16 protein-coding genes and 6 tRNA genes are annotated in these 13,464 nt (G+C 70.3%); 8 read left to right on the top strand and 14 right to left on the bottom strand.

Annotation, left to right across the window (positions count from 1 at the left end):
• Positions 1-16 precede the first annotated feature (16 nt).
• From ACH4G3_RS33410 to ACH4G3_RS33385, 6 genes are all read right to left on the bottom strand, one after another.
• Complete coding sequence (locus ACH4G3_RS33410) at positions 17-607, bottom strand: hypothetical protein (protein ID WP_397627996.1); 591 nt, start codon at positions 605-607, stop codon at positions 17-19.
• Between the two features lie 7 nt (positions 608-614).
• Entirely contained in the window at positions 615-1,508 is an 894-nt protein-coding gene (locus ACH4G3_RS33405) for a carbohydrate ABC transporter permease (protein ID WP_397627995.1), read from the bottom strand.
• Positions 1,505-2,506: a carbohydrate ABC transporter permease gene (locus ACH4G3_RS33400; protein WP_397627994.1), complete on the bottom strand. Its 1,002-nt coding sequence runs from the start codon at positions 2,504-2,506 to the stop codon at positions 1,505-1,507. Before ACH4G3_RS33400 ends, ACH4G3_RS33405 begins: the two co-directional genes overlap by 4 nt.
• The gene (locus ACH4G3_RS33395) at positions 2,506-3,795 is read right to left on the bottom strand and encodes an ABC transporter substrate-binding protein (protein WP_397627993.1); all 1,290 of its coding nucleotides are present in this window, start codon (positions 3,793-3,795) and stop codon (positions 2,506-2,508) included. Before ACH4G3_RS33395 ends, ACH4G3_RS33400 begins: the two co-directional genes overlap by 1 nt.
• Positions 3,796-4,217: 422 nt before the next feature.
• Positions 4,218-4,289, bottom strand: a tRNA-Val gene (locus ACH4G3_RS33390).
• 79 nt (positions 4,290-4,368) lie between these two features.
• Positions 4,369-4,827, bottom strand: coding sequence for a TIGR02611 family protein (locus ACH4G3_RS33385; protein WP_397627992.1), 459 nt, complete (start codon positions 4,825-4,827; stop codon positions 4,369-4,371).
• Positions 4,828-5,018: 191 nt separating this feature from the next.
• Here ACH4G3_RS33385 and ACH4G3_RS33380 point away from each other — a divergent pair, with 191 nt between their 5' ends.
• Both ACH4G3_RS33380 and ACH4G3_RS33375 read left to right on the top strand, forming a co-directional pair.
• Positions 5,019-5,432, top strand: a complete 414-nt coding sequence (locus ACH4G3_RS33380) for an SsgA family sporulation/cell division regulator (RefSeq protein WP_004002642.1) — start codon at positions 5,019-5,021, stop codon at positions 5,430-5,432.
• A 338-nt stretch (positions 5,433-5,770) separates the two neighbouring features.
• Positions 5,771-6,331, top strand: a complete 561-nt coding sequence (locus tag ACH4G3_RS33375; RefSeq protein ID WP_397627991.1) for a CGNR zinc finger domain-containing protein — start codon at positions 5,771-5,773, stop codon at positions 6,329-6,331.
• Between the two features lie 82 nt (positions 6,332-6,413).
• On the opposite strand, the gene ACH4G3_RS33370 is transcribed toward ACH4G3_RS33375, so the two are convergent.
• On the bottom strand, positions 6,414-6,590 hold the full coding sequence (locus ACH4G3_RS33370) for a hypothetical protein (RefSeq protein WP_306968595.1): 177 nt from the start codon (positions 6,588-6,590) through the stop codon (positions 6,414-6,416).
• A 152-nt stretch (positions 6,591-6,742) separates the two neighbouring features.
• On the bottom strand, positions 6,743-7,180 hold the full coding sequence (locus ACH4G3_RS33365; RefSeq protein ID WP_397620853.1) for a hypothetical protein: 438 nt from the start codon (positions 7,178-7,180) through the stop codon (positions 6,743-6,745).
• A gap of 163 nt (positions 7,181-7,343) precedes the next feature.
• Between ACH4G3_RS33365 and ACH4G3_RS33360 the strand changes: the two genes are divergently transcribed.
• On the top strand, positions 7,344-7,874 hold the full coding sequence (locus tag ACH4G3_RS33360) for a DsbA family protein (RefSeq protein ID WP_397627990.1): 531 nt from the start codon (positions 7,344-7,346) through the stop codon (positions 7,872-7,874).
• Positions 7,875-7,937: 63 nt separating this feature from the next.
• On the opposite strand, the gene ACH4G3_RS33355 is transcribed toward ACH4G3_RS33360, so the two are convergent.
• Genes ACH4G3_RS33355 through ACH4G3_RS33345 form a run of 3 tightly spaced genes read right to left on the bottom strand, consistent with a single transcriptional unit; the run spans position 7,938 to position 10,677 of the window.
• On the bottom strand, positions 7,938-8,762 hold the full coding sequence (locus tag ACH4G3_RS33355; protein WP_397627989.1) for a GNAT family N-acetyltransferase: 825 nt from the start codon (positions 8,760-8,762) through the stop codon (positions 7,938-7,940).
• Between the two features lie 53 nt (positions 8,763-8,815).
• The gene (locus tag ACH4G3_RS33350) at positions 8,816-9,637 is read right to left on the bottom strand and encodes an aminotransferase class IV (protein ID WP_397627988.1); all 822 of its coding nucleotides are present in this window, start codon (positions 9,635-9,637) and stop codon (positions 8,816-8,818) included.
• Positions 9,634-10,677: a chorismate-binding protein gene (locus ACH4G3_RS33345; protein ID WP_397627987.1), complete on the bottom strand. Its 1,044-nt coding sequence runs from the start codon at positions 10,675-10,677 to the stop codon at positions 9,634-9,636. Before ACH4G3_RS33345 ends, ACH4G3_RS33350 begins: the two co-directional genes overlap by 4 nt.
• Positions 10,678-10,853: 176 nt before the next feature.
• Here ACH4G3_RS33345 and ACH4G3_RS33340 point away from each other — a divergent pair.
• From ACH4G3_RS33340 to ACH4G3_RS33320, 5 genes are all read left to right on the top strand, one after another.
• Positions 10,854-10,926 (top strand) — tRNA-Gly (locus ACH4G3_RS33340).
• Positions 10,927-10,962: 36 nt separating this feature from the next.
• Positions 10,963-11,036 (top strand) — tRNA-Cys (locus ACH4G3_RS33335).
• A gap of 1 nt (position 11,037) precedes the next feature.
• Positions 11,038-11,109 (top strand) — tRNA-Val (locus tag ACH4G3_RS33330).
• Between the two features lie 25 nt (positions 11,110-11,134).
• Positions 11,135-11,206: transfer RNA gene (locus ACH4G3_RS33325), tRNA-Val, on the top strand.
• Positions 11,207-11,248: 42 nt separating this feature from the next.
• A tRNA-Val gene (locus ACH4G3_RS33320) sits at positions 11,249-11,320 on the top strand.
• Positions 11,321-11,384: 64 nt separating this feature from the next.
• Here the strand turns inward: ACH4G3_RS33320 and ACH4G3_RS33315 are convergent.
• The 3 genes from ACH4G3_RS33315 to ACH4G3_RS33305 all read right to left on the bottom strand — a co-directional run bounded on the left by ACH4G3_RS33315 (position 11,385) and on the right by ACH4G3_RS33305 (position 13,276).
• Entirely contained in the window at positions 11,385-11,675 is a 291-nt protein-coding gene (locus ACH4G3_RS33315) for a TFIIB-type zinc ribbon-containing protein (protein WP_397627986.1), read from the bottom strand.
• 79 nt (positions 11,676-11,754) lie between these two features.
• Complete coding sequence (locus tag ACH4G3_RS33310) at positions 11,755-12,696, bottom strand: phosphotransferase family protein (RefSeq protein ID WP_397627985.1); 942 nt, start codon at positions 12,694-12,696, stop codon at positions 11,755-11,757.
• A 373-nt stretch (positions 12,697-13,069) separates the two neighbouring features.
• A complete protein-coding gene (locus ACH4G3_RS33305) occupies positions 13,070-13,276 on the bottom strand; it encodes a hypothetical protein (protein WP_020272470.1) in 207 nt (68 codons plus the stop codon).
• Between the last annotated feature and the right edge of the window lie 188 nt (positions 13,277-13,464).

Genomic DNA, 13,464 nt, shown 5'->3' with positions numbered 1-13,464 from the left:
GGAGGGGCACCGCCGCTCAGCGGCGCCGGTACCGCTCCTCCACGGCTACGGCCGCCGCCGCGACGGCCCCGAGGACGGGGACCGCCAGCGGCGCGGCGAACCAGGCGGACACGACCACCACGGCCAGCCCGCCGATGATCAGGAAGGACCCGGCCGGGTCGAGCACGGTCCGGCGCCAGGCCGCCGCCAGCAGCGTCCGCCACCGGGCCTCCGGCTCCCAGACCGCCGCCGCCCGCAGCCCGGCCACGACCAGGCCGATCAGCGCGCACACACCGACGGCCCCGACCAGCGGCCCGCCCGGAATCCCCGCCCGGACCGCCTGGACGTCCACCGAGACCGCGGCCACGGCCGCCCACCCGGCGAGCCCCACGAGCCACCCGCCGCGCACGGCCGTACGGAAGTCCGCGACGAACTCCCGCCGGCCACCGCCCTCGTGCGCGGTGCGCCGCCGCAGGTGCCGCGCACCCGCGGCGAACGCGGCGGGGTACGTGACGACCCCCAGCGACGCCACCGCGATCCACACACCGGTCAGCAGGCACTCGGCGAACACCGCGAACCGCTCGGCCAGCAGCGACTCACCCCGTGCTTTCACCCGGGTCCCGGCCATGCTCACCTCAGCCCTTCAGACCCGACGTGGCCATGCCGTCGATCAGATAGCGCTGGAAGGCCAGGAAGAAGGCGAGCACCGGCAGGAGCGCGACCAGCGACATGGCGATCATGCCGCCGTAGTTGGCCACGGCGTCCTGGTCCACGAACATCTTCAGCCCCAGGGAGACCGTGTACTTGTCGGGCTCGTTGAGGTAGATCAGCGGGCCCATGAAGTCGTTCCAGGAGTTGATGAAGGTGAAGATCGCGCTGGTGATCAGTGCGGGCCGGCACAGCGGCAGCATGATCGACCAGTAGATGCGGAAGTGCCCGCAGCCGTCCAGCCGGGCCGCCTCGTCGAGTTCCTTGGGCATGTTGCGCATGAACTGCACCATCAGGAAGACGAAGAACGCCTCCGTGGCCAGGTACTTCCCGAGCAGCAGCGGTGTGTAGGTGTTGATCATCTCCATGTTGCGGAACAGCACGTACTGCGGGATCAGCAGCACGTGGTAAGGCAACAGGAGGGTGCCGATCATCAGCGTGAACAGCAGGTTGCGGCCCGCGAACCTGATCCTCGCGAAGGCGTACGCCGTCAGCGAGCAGGACGCCAGGATCCCGATCACCGAACCGACTCCGAGGAAGAGCGAGTTGTAGAAGAAGGTGGAGATCGAGATGTCGGCGATGCCGTCGGTGAGGCTGGTGTAGTTGGAGATGATCGGGTCGCCCGGGAAGAGGTCCAGGCTGCCGACGATGTCCTCGCTCTTCTTGAAGGAACCGCCGATGACCCAGATCACCGGGTAGAGGATCACCGCCAGGACCAGCAGGGAGCCGATGTGCCAGGCGAGGGATCCGGGCAGTTTGTGCCGCAGCCCGCCCGCTCGCGTCGAGGGGGCCGGAGTGATGTCGGTGGCCTGCGCGCTCATCGGGCGCCCTCCTCGTAGTGCACCCAGCGCTTCTGGGACCAGAACAGCACCGCCGTCACCAGGGCGACCGCGACGAGCAGCATCCAGGCCATGGCGGAGGCCAGGCCCATCCGGCTGTTCTCGAAGCCCTGGACGTAGAGGTAGCAGGTGTAGACCATCGAGCCGTCCGCGGGACCGCAGGCGTTGCCTCCGGCGCCGCCGCCGACGATGTACGCCGAGCTGAAGATCTGGAAGGAGTGGATCGTCTCCAGCAGGACGTTGAAGAAGAGCACCGGCGAGATCATCGGCAGCGTGATGTTCCAGAACCGCCGCAGCTTGCCGGCCCCGTCGACCTCGGCCGCCTCGTACAGCTCCCGCGGGACCTGCTTGAGGCCGGCCAGGAAGATGACCATGGGGGCGCCGAACTGCCAGACGGTGAGCGCCACCAGGCTGTAGATGATCATGTCCGGGTCGCCGGTCCAGCCGCCGACGTCGATCCCGAAGATCTTCTGCGTACGGTCCACTATCGCGTCGTCCGAGAAGATCGCCTTCCAGACGATCGCGACGGAGACGCTCGCGCCGATCAGCGACGGCGCGTAGAAGGCGGCCCGGTAGAAGGCCTGTCCGCGCCGCTTCTGCGCGAGGAGCAGGGCCACACCGAGGGCCGCGAGCAGCTTGAGCGGCGTTCCGACGACGACGTACCAGAGCGTCACCTGCACCGAGTGGCGCCAGCGGGGGTCGCCGAACATCTCGGAGAAGTTGTCGAGGCCGATCCACTTGGGGGCGTCGAAGAGGTTGTAGTCGGTGAACGCGAAGTAGAGCGAGGCGACCATCGGGCCCGCGGTGAGCAGCAGGAACCCGGCGATCCAGGGAGACATGAAGAGATAGCCGGCCAGGTTCTCCCGGCGCCGCCGCCGCTTGAGGGCGGCGGGGCGCCCGGGCTTCACCGGACCGTGCCGCGGCTCGGAGTCCTGGGACAGGCCCTCCATCGCAGGGGCGTGTGTCACGGTGGTTCCCATCAGCTGCCGAGAGCCGTCTTCGACTCGGTGAAGAACTGCTTGACGGCGTCGTCCACCGACCGCTTGCCCAGGGCCATCTCCTCGGAGATGCGCAGGAACGCGGCCTCGCAGATGTCGGCGCCCTCCGGGTGCGGGGTGATGGGCTCCAGGACGCCCGCCGCGACGAGGGACTGCTCGTACTCGGCTATGGCCTTGTTGACCGGGTCGGTCGGCTTGTACGCGTCGAACTGGGCCTGCGTCGCGGGCACACCCCGGTCGTAGCCCATGATCTTGGCGACCTCGGGGTCGTGCACCATGAAGTCGATGAACTGGGCGACCTCCTTGGGGTGCTGGGTGCGCTTGGAGGCGCTCAGCATGAGGGAGCCGAGGTACTGGCCGGTCTTCTTGCCGTCCGTCGTCGGGATGGGCGCCAGGCCGTACTCGCTCTTGCCCTCGGAGGTGTAGCGGACGGTGAAGTTGTCCCAGGTGAACTCGCCGCCGGCGAGCTCCGCCGCGACCGCCGACTTGGGCTTGATCTGCGCGACCTTCTTGGGGTCGGCGTAGACGCCCTCCTCGACTCCCTTCTTGGCCTTCGTCCACCACTCCTTCAGATCGGCCTCGGTGAAGCCGAGTCCGTCCTCGGTGAAGAACGCCTTGCCCTGCTGGCGCAGATAGGGGTCGTAGAGGTACATGACTCCGTACATGCCGCTGTCGCCGGCGCGGCCCGTCTTGTCGCGGATCTTCTTCATCGCCGCGTCGAAGTCGTCCCAGGTCCAGCCCTGCTCCGGCTTCACGCCCGCCCGGGTGAAGACGGGCTTGTCGATGACGAGGGCCATCGAGTTGGAACCGACCGGAACTCCGAGGAGCTTGCCGTCGATCTCGCCGAACTTCTCAAGCCCGGCGCGGAATCCGTCCATCCGGAGGTTGCCGGCCTTGACCTGCTCGCTGAGATCGAGCAGCACGTTCTTCGCGTCGTATTTGCGCAGGAACCCGATGGCATTCTGGAACACGTCCGGCGGATTTCCGCCGGAGGCCTGGGTGTTGAACTTCTTCCAGAAGTCGAGATAAGGCTGGAAGTCCGTTTTCACCTTGATCTTCGGGTACTTCTTCTCGAAGAGCGCGATGGTCTTGTTGATGCGCTCGGCGCGGTCCTCCGCACCCCACCACGCGTAACGGATCGTCACCGTCCCGTCCGCGGAGGTCCCTCCGTCGCCACCGCAGCCGGTCGTCGCGGCCAGCCCCAGCGTGGCCGCCGTGGCCCCGGCCGCCTTCAGAATCGTACGTCTCTCAACATTCCTGCCGTTCACCACGGTTGGCCCTCCCCGCACATCGTCCCGCTCGCATGAATCGTTTCAAGTAAGCGCTTGCTGGCACAAGTTACGGAGGGGCTGAGGGTGCGTCAATGATTCGGACAAGAATTTCTTACCGAGCGGGCCGGCGACGAGGCGGGGCACGCGGACGGTACGCCGGGCCTGCCGGGGTGATGTCACTGGTGAGGCCGGTGTGGCCGACGGGCCGAACGGGGCAGGACCGCCCGCACGGTTTTCGGGAGCGACCGAAAGACGACGCCGGGGCGGGTGGCGCGGGACCGGACGGAGGGTGACCGGTTTCCGCCCTTGAGGAGGGCGCCGGCCGGACGTCCGGCAACCGGGACGGGAGACACCCGCGCGGCCGCCCGGCACCGAACGACGGCGGCCCACCTGCGCAGTCGCAGGTGGGCCGCCGATCCGGGTGGGCGATACTGGGTTCGAACCAGTGACCTCTTCGGTGTGAACGAAGCGCTCTCCCACTGAGCTAATCGCCCGGACGCAGGAAGAACATTACCCCATGTCAGGGGGTGCCTGTGACCAGGAGACGGCCGGTATCGGCACCCCCGCCGCGGCTCACTGGTCCTTGATCTTCCACGGCATGACGATGCCGAACTTCCACACGTAGATACCGACCAGTACGGCCACGATCACCAGGCCGATGGTCGTCAGGATGATGTTCCGGCGCCGCACCTTGGGATCGAGGGCGCGCTGGGCGGCCTCCGTGACCTTCCGCTTGGTCCAGCGGAGCACGAGCTGGGCCCACACGAACTCGGTCGCCCAGATCGCCATGCCGCCGAAGATCACGACCCAGCCCGGACCCGGCAGGGGCAGCATGATGATGCCCGCCACGACGACCGCGAGCCCGATGATGAAGATGCCGACCTGCCAGCTCACATGCAGCAGGCGGCGCGCTTTGACGAATTCCGGTGCCCGCGAGCCGAGCGCCCGCTCCGGCTCGCCGCGTACCTCGTCCGTCCCCGTCTCGTCCGACGCCACCGCCACCTCGCCCGGCTCGTCACTCCCCGTATTCATAGGCCCAAACACTACCCGAGCGAAACCAGTCACCGGAATGGACGCACGGCGCGAACGATCTCTCGGCCGGAAGAGTTACGTAAAGGCACGCAAAACACTCAGAGGGGTTTACAACGGCACCGTAGGTGGCATGTCGATTTCGCCGACGTGCGAATCCCCGAGCGCACACTGAGCGAAAGGCCCTGGCGCTTATGAACACCACGGTCAGCTGCGAGCTGCACCTGCGCCTCGTTGTGTCGAGCGAGTCCTCCCTGCCTGTGCCCGCAGGCCTGCGGTACGACACGGCCGACCCCTACGCCGTGCACGCCACCTTCCACACCGGAGCCGAGGAAACCGTCGAGTGGGTGTTCGCCCGCGACCTCCTCGCCGAGGGACTTCACCGCCCTACGGGCACCGGTGACGTCCGCGTCTGGCCGTCGCGCAGTCACGGCCAGGGCGTCGTGTGCATCGCCCTGAGCTCACCGGAGGGCGAGGCGCTGCTCGAGGCCCCGGCACGGGCCCTGGAGTCCTTCCTGAAGCGGACCGACGCCGCCGTGCCGCCCGGCACGGAGCACCGGCACTTCGACCTCGATCAGGAGCTCTCGCACATCCTGGCGGAAAGCTAGGTCGAGGCGCTCACAAGGCAGCCCGGTGCCGTCGACTCGGGGAGACGGCTCGGGCCTGGACAACCGCATATGGGATACACCGGCGCCGGCACCGCGGATCTCGCGGGGCGGCGCCGGCTCGCGTGTGCAGCCGTTCGCGCGTGCCGCTGGACGGGCGCCCTCGGCGGCGGGCAGGACAGGCCTTCGCCGCCCGGAGGGCGGGCGGGAACCATGGTGTGCCCGGCGTCGTTGTATTCGAAGCCATGTGCGGGCATGAGGGCGGTCCGGCGGTGGTGGAGCCGTTACCATCGGCCAGCATCGGCGGGCGCCTGCCCGACCCCCAGGCCAGGGAGCGAATCGTGCTGATCACCCACGACACCCGGTGCGCCCTCGACACCGTGGTCGATCTGGTGAACACCGCACCGGAGGACGACACGGCAGCGGACGGGCTGCCGGACGTGGCGACCCTCGCGGACTTCGTACGAAACCACAAGATCAGCGATGTGGGAGTGCTCTCGGAGTTCGACCTCTCGGCGGTGCGGAAGATCCGCGGGCGGTTCGCCGCCGTCTTCGCCGCCCCCGACGCCCGGACCGCCGCCGGCCAGATCAACGAGCTGGTCGCCGCCGCCGGCACCACGCCCCGGCTCACGGACCACGACGGCTACGACTGGCACGTGCACTACTTCGCGCCCGGTGCCTCCATCGCCGACCACCTGGCCGCCGACTGCGGGATGGCCCTGGCCTTCTTCGTGGTCGCCGGGGAGCAGGAGCGGCTTCGGCGGTGCGAGGCGCCCGACTGCCGGAGGGCCTTCGTCGACCTGTCCCGCAACCGCTCGCGGCGCTACTGCGACAGCCGTACCTGCGGTAACCGCCTGCATGTGGCCGCGTACCGGGCGCGACGCAAGGAAGCGGCGGGCTGACCGCCACCGCAGGGGCGAGTGGCGGCGGATCGTCGATGCCGACGCGGACCCGGCGGGTGGCGCCGGGTACCGCGGGTACGGCTCACAGCAACAGCAGATCGTGCAACGAGGCCATGAGCAGCAGAGTCCCGATCACCGCAAGGAAGATCATGAGCGGTGGCTGGGATAGGGCGAAGAGGCAACCACGTGGCTCGTCCTGCCGGGGACGTGGCTCGTCCTGCGGCGGCGCGGGGTCGCTCTGTTCCGTCGTGTCCAGCATCTCGCGGCGATGATGGCGCAGTCGCCTGGCCGGACGCGATCAGCGGCCTCGTTCCGTGCGGGTGTGCGCCGATTCCGCGAGGTCCGGTTCAGGTTGTGATCACTTCCGCGCGCCCCGGGACTCACTGTGACGATTCGACCGGCGCGGGGCCGTCATATGCCGTGCTTCTTGAGGATGGCCTCGATGTCGCTGAAGTCGTCGTCGCCCCGTGTCGGCGCGGCGGGCCGGGTGGCCGGGCGGGACCCCTGGCCCAGGGAGGGCGCCGATGCCGCCGGAGCCACCGCCTCCGGCCCGGCAGCCGCGCGGGCCGCCTTGCGCTCCTTGCGGGTGCCACCGCGGCGGCGCTCCACGACACGCGTGGTCATGAACAGCACCCACGCGACACCGAGCACCCCGAAGCCCGCCCAGGCGGTCAGGCTCAGTGCGGTGTCGGCCAGCCACTCGACGACTCCCGTCATCACCAGGCCGATCGGCACGAGCGAGTACGCCGCGATACGGGTCGCCGCGAGGAAGCGCTTGCGGTACGCCGTGACGGCCGCGATGCCCAGGCCTGCCGCGGACACGGCGGAGCAGACGGTCTCGGCAATCATCCGGTCCTCCAGGCGTGGCACGGTCGGGCAGGGGCATTTCGTCCCTTCCATCCTGCACCCGCCGCACCCCGGGCGGCCATGCCCCGGCCCGACATCAGGGAGATCTCCGGGTCGCCTCCTCCGCAGGTGCCGGTGCGGGTGTACGGCCTGGGAGACTGTCGGTATGAGCGACTCCTCCCCTGCCCCTGCCGCCGCCCCCGTCCTCGAGGTCTGGTGTGACCTCCAGTGCCCGGACTGCCGCACAGCGCTGGACGACCTCCATGCCCTGCGCTCCCGCTACGGCAACCGTCTGGAGCTGCGGCTGCGGCACTTCCCCCTGGAGAAGAACAAGCACGCTTTCGCCGCCGCCCAGGCCGCGGAGGAGGCGTGGGAGCAGGGCCGGGGATGGGAGTACGCCGAGGCGCTCCTGGCGCGGGTCGAGGAGCTGGGCCGTAAGGGAGAACCCTTCCTGGTCGAGGTGGCCCGCGAACTGGACCTGGACGCCGAGGAGTTCGACACGGCCTTGATCGACGGCCGGCACATCCTGATCGTGGACGCCGACCAGGCCGAGGGCAAGGCGATCGGCGTGACCGGCACCCCGACGTACGTCATCGGCGGTGAGCGGCTCGACGGAGGCAAGACCCAGGAGGGGCTGCGCGAGCGGATCGAGCAGATCACGGACCGACTGCTGGCCGGGCCGGAGCAGGAGGGCTGATCCGACGGCCCCGGTCTCCGGCCCCGGCCCCTGGCCGGCCGCTTCGCCGCAGGACCGCTGAGGCTAGAACAGCGGCTTGTACATCGCGTACAGGTTCGTCTCGTAGCCGAGCGACGCGTAGAGCCGTTCGGCCGGGGTGTTGCCTGCGAAGACGTTGAGACCGATGGTGCGCCTGCCCTCGACGATCGTCTGGGACTCGGCCACCAGCATGAGGGTGCGGCCGTGTCCCTTGCCGCGGTGGGCGGCGTGGGTCTCGACGTCGAAGACGAAGGAGCTGTCCGCGCGCAGCGCGAGCCACAGCACGCCCACCGCCGTCCCCTCGTGTTCCAGGACGCTGATGAGCGTGCCGGGGGTGGCGAGGCCGCCGGGCAGCAGGGTGGCGTGGTCCCGCTCCGACTTGGCGCGGGCCTCGGCCTCCGGGACGCCCCGCTCGGTCCAGCTCCGGGCGTAGTCCTGCTTGCCCTTCTCCAGCCACGGGCCGAACTCCGCCTCGGTCATGGGCCGGGCTCGGCTGCCCTCCGGCAGCTCCGGCGGGGTGTCGCCGAGCGGCTTCTCCATGCCGCGGTTGCGGACGACGTAGCCGAGGGCGGTGGCGAGCCGGAACGCCGCCTCGGAGCCGGCGGGCACGGTCGCCTCGATACGGCGGCACCCCCAGCCGCGTGCCACCTCCTCGGCGGCGAGCGCGGCCACCGTGCCCCGGCCGCGTCCGCGGTCCGGTTCGTCGATGCGCAGCTTCGTGATGCGGGCCACGGCGTCGCCGAACACGGGATGCGTGCCGAGGTGTATCGCCCCTACGGGACGGCTGTTCACGCATACCTGGTAGCGGCGTGAGCGCGTCCCGTCGGCGTTCTGCTGAAGCGGCTCGGTCGGCCGCAGGGTCGTGGTCATCAGGGGTGTTCTACCCGCAACCAGGGCCCTGGTCAGCCGAATATCCCGGGCTGTCAGGGGTCGAGGTCGTCGCCGGACCGCTCCTCGAAGATCCTCATGGCCTTGGCGGTCACCGGGCCGGGCGCGCCGGGCAGCTCACGGTCGTCGACCCGGTGCACGGCCTGCACGTCCCGCAGGGTGGACGTGAGGAAGACCTCGTCGGCCCGCTCCAGGACGTCCAGCGGCAGGTCGGTCTCCCTGGCGCCGGTCCATTCGATCGCCAGCGCGCGCGTGATGCCCGCGAGGCAGCCCGAGGCGAGCGGCGGAGTGTGGATCTCGCCGTCGAGGACGACGAAGACATTGGACCCCGTGCCCTCGCAGAGCTGTCCCACCGTGTTGCCGAACAGGGCCTCGGAGCCGCCCCGTTCGCGGGCGCGGGCGAGGGCCACGACGTTCTCGGCGTACGAGGTGGTCTTCAGGCCGGTGAGTGCGCCGCGCTCGTTGCGCGTCCAGGGGACCGTGATCACGGCGGTGGAGTCGGGGCGGCGGGTCGTCTCACCGAGGGCGACGACGAGGGTCGGGCCGTGCTCGCCGCGGTCGGAGCCGAGCGGGCCGTGGCCACCGGTGAAGGTGATGCGCAGGCGGCCGAGCGGCATGGGGTTGGCCTCCAGGACGGCGGCACAGGCGCGGCGCACCTCGTCGTGGTCCGGGTCGGGCAATCCGAGGCCGCGCGCCGACCTGGTCAGCCGGTCGAGGTGCCGCGTGAGCGCGAACGGCCGGCCGTCCACGGCCTTCACCGTCTCGAAGATGCCGTCGCCCACGGTCAGCCCGTGGTCGAAGACGGAGACGCGGGCGGACTCGATGTCCTGCAAGCCGCCGTCGAGCCAGATCTTCACGTCAGGTCCTCTCCACTCACCTCATACGCTCCCGACGCTATCGCGAGCAGCCGGGCCGCCTTCAGCTCGGTCTCCCGCCACTCCCCCTCGGGATCCGAGCCCCAGGTGATGCCGGCGCCGGTGCCGAAGCGCAGCATGCCGTCGGCCCGGTCGATCCAGAAGGTACGGATGCCGACGGCCAGCTCACCGGCCTGCCGGTCGGCGTCGACCCACCCGATCCCTCCGCAGTACGGCCCTCTGGGCGCCGTCTCCAGCGCGTCGATGATCCGCAACGCGCTCGACTTGGGCGCGCCGGTGACCGAGCCGGGCGGGAAGGCGGCGGCGAGCAGCTCGGCCCAGCCGGCCCCCTGCGCCAGCTCACCGCGGACCGTCGACACGAGATGGACCAGCCCCGGGTGCTTCTCGACAGCACACAGCTCGGGCACCGTCACGCTGCCGGTGGCGCAGACCCGCCCGATATCGTTGCGGACCAGGTCCACGATCATCACGTTCTCGGCGTAGTCCTTCTCCAGCAGGTCCGCCTCGGTACGGCCGGTGCCCTTGATCGGCCCCGAGGCGACGACGCGCCCCTCGCGCCGCAGGAACAGCTCGGGGGACGCGGTGGCGATCTCCACACCGTGACCGGGCAGGCGGATCGTTCCTGCATAGGGTGCCGGGTTGCCGCGGGCCAGCAGCGCGGTGAGGGCGTCCACGTCGGTGCCGGCCGCGACGGGCGCGGACAGCACCCGGCACAGGTTCGCCTGGTAGACCTCGCCGGCCGCGATGTGCTCGCGGATCCGCCGTACCGCCGCCGTGTACGCGTCGCGGTCGAGCGATGACGTCCAGTCACACGCCGCCGGGCCCCGCCATGCGCCGGGCACGGGGGCGGGCACGGCCGCATGCCGCACGTCCCGGAAGCGTGCGCAGGTCAGACGGCCTTCGAAGTCGGCACAGACGGCCCAGAAGCCGCTGGACTCCAGGGCTTCGGGATCGTCGGTGACATCGAGGAGCCCGGTGGCGACACGGTCGCCGAAACGGGCGAGGGGCGGGAGGTCGAGCACGCAGTCGAGTCTATGGGGGCGTCCTGCGATGACCGGCGGATGTCCCTTCGCGAGGCCCTGTGACCGCCCTGAGCAGGGCAAGCGCAGCACGCTGCACAAACGCGTTTTTGTGCTGGCCCCGGAATCCGCTAGAGTTCAACTCGTCGCCGGGCCGCGAGAGCGGACCGAAACGACAAGCGGACGTAGCTCAGTTGGTAGAGCGCAACCTTGCCAAGGTTGAGGTCGCGAGTTCGAGCCTCGTCGTCCGCTCGAAGGAACAGGGAGCCTCCGGGCTCCCACGCTCCTGGTGGAGTGGCCGAGAGGCGAGGCAACGGCCTGCAAAGCCGTCTACACGGGTTCAAATCCCGTCTCCACCTCCAAGGACGATTAGCTCAGCGGGAGAGCGCTTCCCTGACACGGAAGAGGTCACTGGTTCAATCCCAGTATCGTCCACTGGATCTGCTCAAAGATCCGACCCGCGCGATTAGCTCAGCGGGAGAGCGCTTCCCTGACACGGAAGAGGTCACTGGTTCAATCCCAGTATCGCGCACGCAGTGCCCATGATCCCTGCACCGAGTGGTCATGGTCCCGAGGACGATTAGCTCAGCGGGAGAGCGCTTCCCTGACACGGAAGAGGTCACTGGTTCAATCCCAGTATCGTCCACACCACACCGGAGCCCCCGGCCGAAGGAATCGGCCGGGGGCTTCGTCGTGTCGCGATGCTCCTGTCAGGACGAGAACAGCATGCGCCCGAAGCTCTTCTGCCGGTGGTGACCGTGGTGGCCATGGTGTCCGTGGCCGCCGTGCGGGGCGCCCCATGCGGGGGCCTGTGGTGCGGGGTAGGCCTGCGGGGCGGGCGGGGGCGGCGGGGCGGACTGGGACCACTGGGCCTCCAGACGCGTCAGCGACTCCAGCTCGCCGTAGTCGAGAAAGATGCCGCGGCAGCCACTGCACTGCTCGATCTGGACACCGTTGCGGTTGTAGGTGTGCATCGGCGCATGGCACTTCGGACACTGCATGGTGGTTCAACTCCTCGCCGGTCGGTCCTGCTTACCGTGTCGCCAGGACAGACTCTGTCCGGCTGTGGTCGGTTGCACCCTACTTCGCGTGCTCCTGCGCCAACTGCGGCGGGACGGTAGCCATTCGGTCACAGGCGTCCACGACCGACTGCTCCACCTCGTCCAGGGCACGACCGGCCGCGACCGCCTTGGCGACGGCCCGGGCCGCGGTCTGCACGGTGAGGGCGCGGGCGGGCACGTCCAGGGCGGGCCAGGGATCGCCGTCGACCGGGACGGCGGGGCCGCCCGCGGCACGGTAGGCGGCGAGGAACCGGGCCCATTCGCCGGGCGGGAGCAGCCCGCAGGCGTACCAGGCGGCGGGCCGGGCGAGATCCCAGGCCGGGACGCCGACGCCGAGGTCGTCCACGTCGATCAGCAGCCAGGGGCCTTCGGGGGCGGGGTGGCGTACGAGCTGGCCGAGGTGGAGGTCGCCGTGGCACAAGGTGCCGGGCTGCGGCATCGGGGCCTCGGCCCGGGCCCAGGCGGGGAGGGTGTCCCAGGCGCGCAGGACGGGGGGCGCGGCGGGGTGCGGGCCGGCGTCCCGGAGCCGGGCGATGGCGTGGGCCGCCTTGGCGGGTCCCCGCATGCTGGGCGTCTCCGGCGGGGCCGGGGTGCGGTGCAGTCGGGCGAGGAGGGCGGCGGCGGCTTCCCAGGGGGCGGCGTCCGGGGTGTCCGGGTCGACCGGGCTTCCGTACGGCCAGAACGTCACGAGGCGGCCGTGCAGGTCGGCCGGGGTAGGGGCGAGTGGGGGCAGGAGGATGCCGGGGTGGCGGGTGGCGAGGGTGAGGCGGCTGGTCAGTTCCGTGGGGTCGGTGTCCTCGGGGTGGGCCTTCGCGACGGTGTCCGCGTGCCGCACGACGATGCCGTCGGGGTGGTCCGCGAGGGTGGCCGCGCCGCAGGGGCAGGCCGAGGAACGTGCGTGAGCGGCGGCTCGGGCCTTGGCGGTGAGCTGCTGTACGAGCAGGGCGGGGGCGGGCTTCACCGGGGCGAGAGTACGCGCAGGTGAGGCCGGGCTGTAAGGCGCTGTCGGCTTCAAGTGCTCGGCGTACTCGGCTTCGCTCCACGGAAGGGGCCGTGTCGGGGGGTGTCCGCCCGCAGCGGTTGGCGCGTCAACGGACGGTTAGTCGGTATCCGACCCCATCGCGCCGTTCCGAGGACGGACACCCCCCGGCGCGGCCCCGACCCACCACCCGGCGTCAGGCGCAGCCGCAGGCCCTGGCGCGCGCAAAAAGGTAATGCCGGCGCAGCTCCCCAGCTGCGCCGGCATTTGTGCCGTCCGCCGCACCCCCGTCCCCACGGGGTTTCATGGGTGGATGTCCCCGCCCGGACCGCTCTTCCGGGCCTGGGGTCGCCGCTCAGCGCCCCAGCATCTCTCCCACGGACGACGCCTGTGTGGCCACCGTCTCCCACCCGTCGAAGACGAGGAGGAGCAGGGCCGCCAGGGGAAGGGCCATCAGCGTCGCCACCACGGGGTGGCGACGGCCCTGGCGGCGGCGGAACGCGGCGGCGTACACCTTGCGTCCCTCCTCGCGGATCAGTGTCCGCGGTGCCGTGTGGGCCATGGTCCCTCTCCTGACCGTTCTCAGTTGTCGTTGGCAGCGGCGGGTGTCTGACCTCGGGGGACGAGTGCTGCACCCGCCGCTTGACCTCAAATCTAGGCGGCCGGCCCTCCCCGGGCGTCATGCCCTCGTACCGATTGCCGGGCCTCCCGGAGGATGAGCCGTCACCTGCGGTGTACTCCCCTGGGTGG

This window comes from Streptomyces afghaniensis, assembly GCF_044327915.1.
Classification (GTDB): domain Bacteria; phylum Actinomycetota; class Actinomycetes; order Streptomycetales; family Streptomycetaceae; genus Streptomyces; species Streptomyces afghaniensis.
Note: the sequence above shows the minus strand (reverse complement) of the source record. Positions and strands in the feature narration are given on the sequence as shown.

What these genes read in the sequence shown, in the direction of transcription:
- ACH4G3_RS33355 (WP_397627989.1), bottom strand. Translation starts at nt 8,762, where the DNA reads ATGACCACGACCCTGCGGCCGACCGAGCCGCTTCAGCAGAACGCCGAC.
- ACH4G3_RS33380 (WP_004002642.1), top strand. Translation starts at nt 5,019, where the DNA reads ATGAACACCACGGTCAGCTGCGAGCTGCACCTGCGCCTCGTTGTGTCG.
- ACH4G3_RS33405 (WP_397627995.1), bottom strand. Translation starts at nt 1,508, where the DNA reads ATGAGCGCGCAGGCCACCGACATCACTCCGGCCCCCTCGACGCGAGCG.
- ACH4G3_RS33370 (WP_306968595.1), bottom strand. Translation starts at nt 6,590, where the DNA reads ATGCTGGACACGACGGAACAGAGCGACCCCGCGCCGCCGCAGGACGAG.
- ACH4G3_RS33315 (WP_397627986.1), bottom strand. Translation starts at nt 11,675, where the DNA reads ATGCAGTGTCCGAAGTGCCATGCGCCGATGCACACCTACAACCGCAAC.
- ACH4G3_RS33365 (WP_397620853.1), bottom strand. Translation starts at nt 7,180, where the DNA reads ATGATTGCCGAGACCGTCTGCTCCGCCGTGTCCGCGGCAGGCCTGGGC.
- ACH4G3_RS33385 (WP_397627992.1), bottom strand. Translation starts at nt 4,827, where the DNA reads ATGAATACGGGGAGTGACGAGCCGGGCGAGGTGGCGGTGGCGTCGGAC.
- ACH4G3_RS33360 (WP_397627990.1), top strand. Translation starts at nt 7,344, where the DNA reads ATGAGCGACTCCTCCCCTGCCCCTGCCGCCGCCCCCGTCCTCGAGGTC.
- ACH4G3_RS33400 (WP_397627994.1), bottom strand. Translation starts at nt 2,506, where the DNA reads ATGGGAACCACCGTGACACACGCCCCTGCGATGGAGGGCCTGTCCCAG.
- ACH4G3_RS33305 (WP_020272470.1), bottom strand. Translation starts at nt 13,276, where the DNA reads ATGGCCCACACGGCACCGCGGACACTGATCCGCGAGGAGGGACGCAAG.
- ACH4G3_RS33410 (WP_397627996.1), bottom strand. Translation starts at nt 607, where the DNA reads ATGGCCGGGACCCGGGTGAAAGCACGGGGTGAGTCGCTGCTGGCCGAG.